At 59.8% G+C, this 7,301-nt stretch carries 8 protein-coding genes; 2 read left to right on the top strand and 6 right to left on the bottom strand.

Annotated features, from left to right (window positions below; all coding sequences use genetic code 11):
- Positions 1-256: 256 nt before the first annotated feature.
- The 6 genes from panB to VMY05_02480 are packed head-to-tail and all read right to left on the bottom strand — an operon-like array spanning position 257 to position 4,508.
- Positions 257-1,087 carry a 3-methyl-2-oxobutanoate hydroxymethyltransferase gene (panB, locus tag VMY05_02505; protein ID HUV29951.1) on the bottom strand — a complete coding sequence of 277 codons (831 nt, stop codon included), beginning with the start codon at positions 1,085-1,087 and terminating at the stop codon, positions 257-259.
- A gap of 6 nt (positions 1,088-1,093) precedes the next feature.
- Positions 1,094-1,756, bottom strand: a complete 663-nt coding sequence (locus VMY05_02500; protein ID HUV29950.1) for a deoxynucleoside kinase — start codon at positions 1,754-1,756, stop codon at positions 1,094-1,096.
- Positions 1,737-2,246: a 2-amino-4-hydroxy-6-hydroxymethyldihydropteridine diphosphokinase gene (gene folK / locus VMY05_02495; GenBank protein HUV29949.1), complete on the bottom strand. Its 510-nt coding sequence runs from the start codon at positions 2,244-2,246 to the stop codon at positions 1,737-1,739. Before folK ends, VMY05_02500 begins: the two co-directional genes overlap by 20 nt.
- 9 nt (positions 2,247-2,255) lie before the next feature.
- A complete protein-coding gene (gene folB, locus VMY05_02490) occupies positions 2,256-2,657 on the bottom strand; it encodes a dihydroneopterin aldolase (protein HUV29948.1) in 402 nt (133 codons plus the stop codon).
- Positions 2,654-3,838 carry a pyridoxal phosphate-dependent aminotransferase gene (locus VMY05_02485; GenBank protein HUV29947.1) on the bottom strand — a complete coding sequence of 395 codons (1,185 nt, stop codon included), beginning with the start codon at positions 3,836-3,838 and terminating at the stop codon, positions 2,654-2,656. Before VMY05_02485 ends, folB begins: the two co-directional genes overlap by 4 nt.
- 13 nt (positions 3,839-3,851) lie before the next feature.
- Entirely contained in the window at positions 3,852-4,508 is a 657-nt protein-coding gene (locus VMY05_02480) for a class II aldolase/adducin family protein (GenBank protein ID HUV29946.1), read from the bottom strand.
- 327 nt (positions 4,509-4,835) lie between these two features.
- On the opposite strand from VMY05_02480, the gene VMY05_02475 reads away from it, so the two are divergent.
- Both VMY05_02475 and VMY05_02470 read left to right on the top strand, forming a co-directional pair.
- Complete coding sequence (locus VMY05_02475; GenBank protein HUV29945.1) at positions 4,836-6,329, top strand: trypsin-like peptidase domain-containing protein; 1,494 nt, start codon at positions 4,836-4,838, stop codon at positions 6,327-6,329.
- A 99-nt stretch (positions 6,330-6,428) separates the two neighbouring features.
- Positions 6,429-7,283, top strand: coding sequence for a sigma-70 family RNA polymerase sigma factor (locus VMY05_02470; GenBank protein ID HUV29944.1), 855 nt, complete (start codon positions 6,429-6,431; stop codon positions 7,281-7,283).
- Positions 7,284-7,301 lie beyond the last annotated feature (18 nt).

Below are 7,301 nucleotides of genomic sequence, written 5' to 3'. Positions count from 1 at the left end.
CATTGACGGTGATACGGAGGGAGTCATCGACATTGGCGACCTGACGGCGCTGATTGACTACCTGTTCATTACCAAGCCGGCTCCGCCACTGAACGCTTGTCCGTAAAGGATAGAAAGAGCAGAGCCTGAGTGTTCTGCTTTCGCCTTGACTTCAAGGGCCGCCCCCACGGGCGGCCCTTTCGATTTGTTCATCCGGTGCGTGTATAATGTCGGCGTGTGCGGGCGAGGGATCGCCGCGGCCGGTCAGTCAGCGGAGCTAGTTGTCACTGTACGATTCATCGTCACCCGGGTAGCCGCCGCTTTCGACGTCGCTGATATAGCGTTCCACGGCGTCGGTGATGGCGGTGGACAGGTCCGCATACTCGCGCAGGAACTTCGGTTTGAATCCGGGTTCGCGGAGGCCGAGGATGTCGTTTATCACCAGCACCTGACCGTCGCAGTCCGGTCCGGCGCCGATACCGATGGTGGCGGCGGTCTTCAATTCGGCTGTGATCCGGGCGGCCGTGGTTTTTTCGATCAGTTCGAGCACCATCGAAAAGCAGCCGGCCTCTTCCAGGGCCAGCGCCGACTCAAGCAGGTAGGCGCGTGATTCCTCGCCGCGTCCCTGTACCCTGGGTCCGCCCAGGCGGTGAATCGACTGCGGCGTCATGCCGATGTGTCCCATGACGGGAATGCCGCATTCCACGAGCCGTCGAACCGTCGGCACCATCTCCAGACCGCCCTCCATCTTGACCGCCTCCGCCCCTCCCTCCTTGAGAAAACGGCCGGCGTTGCGGATGGCCGTTTCCTCCGACGGTTGATACGATAGGAAGGGCATATCGGCAACGACAAGGGCCGTTTCAGTGCCGCGGGCCACGGCGGCGGTGTGGGCGACCATGATGTCCATGGTGACGGGAAGGGTGGAGCGAAAGCCGTGAATGACGTTGCCGGCCGAATCGCCGACCAGGATCGAGTCGATACCGGCCTGGTCAAGCAGGCGGGCCGTGATGCAATCATAAGCCGTCAGGACGGCGATCTTCTTGCCCCGGGCCTTTTTGTCCGCGAACGTGTGAACGGTTATCTTCTTCGTCTTTTTGACAACTGACATTGGCGGTCACCGTGGTGCGAAATCCCCGGCCGGAACGTAGTACTTCTTTCCGGAGATCGGTTTGCGTATCTGGTCGATGAGGTCGTCAAAATGTTCCGGCGTGTTTACGAAGTCGATCTCATCCGTCTTGACGACCAGCAGGGGCGTTTCGGCATAGTGGAAAAAGAAATAATCGTACGCGTTATTGAGCATCTCAAGGTACTCGAGATCGATCGTTCTCTCGAACGGTGCGTTGCGTTTGCGCACGCGTTCGAGCAGGACGGGCGTGCCGGCCTGGAGATAGATGACCAGGTCGGGGCGCGGAATGTCCTGAAGCAGAGCCGGGGCAATCTTGTTGTAGAGAATCAGTTCCCGTTCGGACAGGTTTACGGACGCGAAGATGGCGTCCTTGGCAAAAAGGTAGTCGGAGACAACGCGCTGGGCGAACAGGTCCCGCACCGTCAACTGCTGCTGCTGGTGAAAGCGGGAGATAAGAAAGTACAACTGGCAGGGGAGCGCGTATCGCTTTCGGTTCCTGTAGAAGTCGACAAGGAACGGGTTCTCGAATACTTCCTCGTTAATCAGTTCGGCGTTGACCCGTTCGGCCAGCATGCGGGCGAACGACGTCTTGCCCGCCCCGATGACGCCTTCGACCGCGATGTAGTTGGGCTCAAACGTTTCGGGCGACATGGTCCTTGTACAGCATGACTTTGCGGCGATCCTCGTCGGTGAGGAATTCGGCGATCGGCCGCTTGCTGGCCGGATGCCGCAGGTGGGGGTCGATCTCCAGCAGCGGAACCATGGCAAACGCGCGGCTGAGCAGTTGCAGGTAAGGTATACACAATGATTCCGAGTCGATCAACTGCTCACCGAACAGCAGGATGTCCAGGTCGATGGTCCGCGGAAGGTTTTCTCCCTTTTCGGTTCGCCCGAGGTCGTGCTCGATCTTCTCCACGGCGCGCAGCAGTTCGTACGGCGAGTAACTGTATTCGCCTTTGATCACCTGATTGAGAAAGGCCGGGGTGCCCTCCTCCATATCCTCGGCGGGAGAGACGTACACGGCCGAGACGGCGACGACCTCCATACCTTCAAGCGACTCCAGGCGCTTAAGCGCTGTCCGGAGACATTTTTCGCGATCGCCGACGTTGGATCCCAGAAGAATGTAAACGGTTTCTGCCATGGTGATTCCTTACGGCTCCGAGGCATCCCACCCGGTCAGCTTGGCCGTATCTCCCTGGTGTCGCGTAACCTCCACTTCAATGTACCTGACCTGTCCGGCAAGCGGCGGGTGCAACTTGCGGACCTTCAAAGTTACTCGGTATACGGGGAAGCTGTCAAGCAACTTCGCCGCCAGTTCTCCGGCCAATGTCTCCATGAGGGAGTATGCTTTTCCTTCCACAGTGTCTCGTATCAGGCCATAGACGCGACCGTAATCGACGGTGTCGGCCAGCCGGTCGGAATGCCCGGCTTCGGCCAGGTCCATTTCCAGCTCGCAGTCGACCTCGAAGACGCGTCCCGTCTCCTTTTCGGCTGTGCTGACGCCGTGATAGCCGTAAAAGGAAAGCCCGCACAGGCGCAGCAGATCCTTCATAGCTCAGGCTCCCGGGGATGCAGCAGTTTTGTTCTTCGCCTTACGCGGGCAGCGGCGTCAAGGTATGCCTTGCGGCCGGCAGTCAGGGAGAAGCGAAGGTATCCCTGACCGTTCTCGCCAAAGCCGGTGCCGGGTGCGGCGAGGATGCGATAGCGTCGGTAAAGGATTCGTGCCGCCGTGACGGCGCTGCTCCGGCGCTCAACTCGCGTCCAAATGAACGGGACAGTGTCAAAACCACATCCTTCGAGGGATAGCTGGTCAAGGAGCTTGGCGGAATCAGCCAGTGCCCGGTGAAGTTCACTGCGGCAGGTTTTCAGGCTGCCCGAGGGGAACTGGCGAATCGCCCTGAGCGCCCAGGTGACGTAATAATCCGGAATGTGCGGCGGCACCAGGCCGGCTGCGGCCTTCAGACCTCGAATGATCTCCCGGTTTCCGGCGGCGAACCCGAACGGAATGGGGGGCAGGCCGAAGCGATAGGCAAAGGAGTACACCTCGACTCCCACCTTCTTGCCGCCGTCGACGGCCAGGAGTGACGTGGGAACGCGATCGGAGATGCCCTGGTAAGCGGCGTCATTGATGACAGGGATATTCTCTCGCGCCGCAATCCAGACCAGATCCGCCAGCTCTTTCTCGCCAAGGACGGCGCCCGTCGGGTTGTGTGGTGAATTGAGAAATAGGAGGCGGGCGACCCGGCCCAGGTGCGTCTGAACCCGGTCAAAGGAGGGAAGCCAGCCGCCGGCCTCGGCCATGGTATAGCCAATCGGCTCGCCGCCCGAGGCCGTGACGGCCTGACGATACAGCGGTACGGCCGGGTCGGGCACGAAGGCGATATCGCCGTAATTGATGTAGGCCTGCGCCAGGCAGTGCGTCAGCCAGGTGACCGATCCCCCGATGAAGATTTCGGGCTCAGGGGAGAGGCGTACCCGGTGGCACGAAGTCATCCAGGCGGCCAGTTCCTCTTTGAGATTATTCAGGCGTTCCCGGGAAGCCGGTCGGAGATCGTCAGGATCAGGGATCGAGTCGGATTCATAAGGGACCGGCCAGGTGAAGGACGCCAGGTCAATCAGTTCAGGCCGCTTGATCAGTTTGCGCTTCTTCTCGGATTGCACGAAGGCAAGAATGTGCGGCGGCATCTGGTAGAGCCGATTGGCCTTGTCGATCAAAATCCTTTTGATTGCCATCGATGACTCGGTATCAGTTATCTTGCGTCTTTTCTCCCTCGCGGCGGATTTTGCTGAGCCGCTCGTAGTCGTCGGCCGGAATGCCGTGAGGGTCTCCTATTTGCGACGACAGATGCGCGATGCGAGCGCAGTGCTCGACCGTCTCATGTCGGTTGTACGCTTCTTCGAGAGTCCGGCCGATTGTCAGCAGGCCGTGGTTGCGAAGCAGGAAGGCGTTACAGTCCGCTATGAACGGTGCGAGGGCTTGCGGGACGGCCTGGGTGCCGGGGGGAGCATAGTCGGTCAGGGGAACCCTGCCGACAGACAGAACGACCTCGGGCAGGAAATCCTCGGCCAATTGAACACCTGCGACCGCGAAGGCGGTGGCATACGGCGGGTGAGCGTGAACGCAGGCGAGAATGTCAGGTCGGTTTCTGTACACAAACAGATGCATCGGCAACTCCGATGAGGCCCGGCCCGGTCCCTGAAGCTTGGCTCCGGTCGTCAGGTTGACGGTGATCATGTCTCGCGGTGAGAGGCGGCCCTTGGATACGCCGCCGGGCGTTACGACAATCCGCTCGGAATCCAGGCGGACGGAGATATTGCCCTGGGTCCCTGCCAGCAAACCCCGGTCGCTCAGCCGGCGCCCCACTTCCGCAATTGCCTCTCTTGCAACGGATAGCGACGCCATTTCAGGGCCAAAGGTATTGCGGCCGGGGCCAAAAGTCAATGGCCTACAAGAATATAAAGTGATCCCGGCGGTCGGCAGCAGGTGGCCGAACCTGCCCGACCGCGGCGGCAAGAGCGATGTTCGGCCTGAAGTGCGGTTCAGGCCGGCAGTTGGCCGTCCGGCTGAAGGGTGTGGGGCAAGAAATTTGCATCATCGGGAGGGATTTGTTCGTTTAAGTCTTTGGGTGGGAGAAAGACAAGAGGCCGGGCAGTGATCAAATATCGCTTGACCGGCTGGAGAGTGGTTAGTATATTAATTAGCTTGGCCGATTGGAGGTAGAAAGGTAGCTTGGCGGAGTCTATTTTCTTCCCCAAGGGTAAGAACCGAAGGGGGCACGGGGCAGTAACGCTCGTCCTGGTGGCACTGGCCTTTACCCTGATTGGGATTCTCGTAGCATCCAATCTCGATTTCTCGCCGCGTTCCGTCGCGGATGCGCCGGCGAGCATGGCCCAAACCAGTGCCTTCCCGGTGGTCGACCGGGGCGGCGAGATGGAGTCTCCGTTCGTAGCGGTCGTGGAACAAGCGACCGATGCGGTGGTGAACATCTCGGCCCGAACGCGCAGCCAGGAGCTGCCGTGGTGGTTCCAGGGCGGACTGTATTCGACCTCGCTTGGTTCCGGGTTCTTCTTTCGTGAGGATGGTTACATTCTGACGAATGCTCACGTCGTGGCGAACGCCCTTGAGTTAACGGTGCGGACATCCGCCGGCTACGAGTATCCGGCCGAACTGGTCGGCTCCGATCCCCAGACGGACATAGCCGTCGTGAAGGTGGATCCGGAGGAAGAGATAACCGTTATTCCGCTGGGTAGCTCCGAGAAGATCAAGGTGGGAGACTGGGCCATCGCTATCGGCAACCCGTTTCCCCAGCAGGGGCTTGACCGCTCGGTCACGGTGGGCGTGATTTCGGCCAAGGGTAGGAGCAACCTCCGGTTTGGTGAGGGCTCTCCCGCATACCAGGACTATATACAGACTGATGCCTCGATAAACCCCGGCAACTCCGGCGGTCCGCTTCTGAACCTCAAAGGTGAGTGCATCGGGATCAACGCGGCCATATCCAGTCCGACCGGTTCTTCAGTGGGAATCGGCTTCGCCATCCCGATCGACATGGCCAAGGCAATCGTGCCTGACCTGATCGCGACCGGTGAAGTGGAGCGCGGCTGGCTGGGAGTGCAGCTTTCCGACGTGACCGAGCGGGAAGCCAAGCGGCAGGGTCTTCCGGCCGTGCGCGGGGTGCATATCGACTCGGTCTTTTCCAATTCACCTGCCGAGCGTGCCGGTATCCGTCGCGGAGACGTCGTGGTGAGCTTCAACGACCAGGACGTACTCAATACCAGCCAGTTTTCGGTGCTCGTATCGACCGTGGAGCGCGGCGAGATCGTGCCGGTGAAGATTATCCGTGACGGTGAGCCACTCGACCTGACCGCCGCGATCGCCGACCGCGATGCCTCACTGACGGCCCTGCGCGAGAGTCAGCAACCTCAGGAGGTCTTCTACGCAAGCTGGCTGGGGATGGAGTTGGTTACGTTCACGCCCGAGCTGGCCCGGGATATAGGCGCCAGGCACGTCAACGGTGTGTACGTCGCTCGCGTATACGCGGGCACGGCGGCCGACCGCGCCTCCATCGCCGAGGGCACGGTTATCATGGAGGCCAACAATGAGCCGGTCTCATCGGTCGCTGACATCAGGCGGATAGCCGAAGCTATCGGGAACTCTAAGAATAAGATTGCGTTTATCGTACAGGAACCGGACGGGACAATTGCGCGCAAGATTTGCCGGCTTTAGTGAATATAAGGCCGGCCTTGGCGTTTTGTGAGGCGTGGCTTCCCCGGACCGGCAGTAGCTACTGGCAACCTTTTGCGAAACAGGAGCTGAGAGAGAGACGTGGCCAAACAGTCTCTGAAATATCGTGATGAGGATCGCTCGCTCGATCTGTATCTTCGCGAGATTGGAGAGACACCGCTCATCAACGCGGAAGAGGAAGTGCGCCTGGCACGAAGGATAAAGCAGGGCGATAAGAGAGCTCTGGAGAAACTGACAAAGGCCAATCTGCGCTTCGTCGTCTCGGTAGCGAAACAATATCAGAACCAGGGTCTGTCGCTCGCCGATTTGATCAACGAAGGAAACATCGGGCTGATCAAAGCGGCCAAACGGTTCGATGAGACCCGGGGGTTCAAGTTCATCAGTTACGCGGTCTGGTGGATTCGTCAGGCGATTCTTCAGGCGCTGGCCGAACAGAGCCGGATTGTCCGCCTCCCGCTCAACCGGGTCGGGACGCTGCACAAAATCGGCAAGGTGGCCAGTCGCCTGGAGCAGAATCTGGGAAGGCTGCCGTCGCCGGTTGAAATCGCCAAGGAACTGGAGTTATCGGAGGGTGAGGTATCGGACACTCTCAAGATATCGAATTCGCACCTGTCGCTCGACGCACCGTTCACGCAGTCCGAGGACAATTCGCTGATCGATATCCTTGAGGATGAATTCCAGCCGTCACCGTACGAAGCGCTCCTGGACAGTTCACTTCGCGTCGAAATCGAAAAAGCCCTGGATACGCTGACCCCGCGCGAGGCGGAGGTGATCAATCTGTATTTCGGGCTGAATCATGAGAAGGCGCTCACGCTTGAGGAGATCGGAGCCCGGTTCTCGCTCACCCGGGAGCGCGTCCGCCAGATCAAGGAGAAGGCGATCCGCCGTCTCAGACACGCTTCCCGAAGCCGGTCGCTTCGGGCGTACCTGAACTGACCCCTTATTGATAAATGA

It is taken from the genome of Acidobacteriota bacterium, assembly GCA_035529075.1.
GTDB lineage: Bacteria > Zixibacteria > MSB-5A5 > GN15 > FEB-12 > DATKXK01.
The sequence above is the reverse complement of the archived record's forward strand: the minus strand, read 5'-3'. Positions and strand labels throughout refer to the sequence as shown.

Bases quoted from the DNA above. Each gene is read 5' to 3' on its own strand.
- VMY05_02485 (HUV29947.1), bottom strand. From the start codon at position 3,838: ATGGCAATCAAAAGGATTTTGATCGACAAGGCCAATCGGCTCTACCAG.
- panB (HUV29951.1), bottom strand. From the start codon at position 1,087: ATGTCAGTTGTCAAAAAGACGAAGAAGATAACCGTTCACACGTTCGCG.
- VMY05_02500 (HUV29950.1), bottom strand. From the start codon at position 1,756: ATGTCGCCCGAAACGTTTGAGCCCAACTACATCGCGGTCGAAGGCGTC.
- folB (HUV29948.1), bottom strand. From the start codon at position 2,657: ATGAAGGATCTGCTGCGCCTGTGCGGGCTTTCCTTTTACGGCTATCAC.
- folK (HUV29949.1), bottom strand. From the start codon at position 2,246: ATGGCAGAAACCGTTTACATTCTTCTGGGATCCAACGTCGGCGATCGC.
- VMY05_02480 (HUV29946.1), bottom strand. From the start codon at position 4,508: ATGGCGTCGCTATCCGTTGCAAGAGAGGCAATTGCGGAAGTGGGGCGC.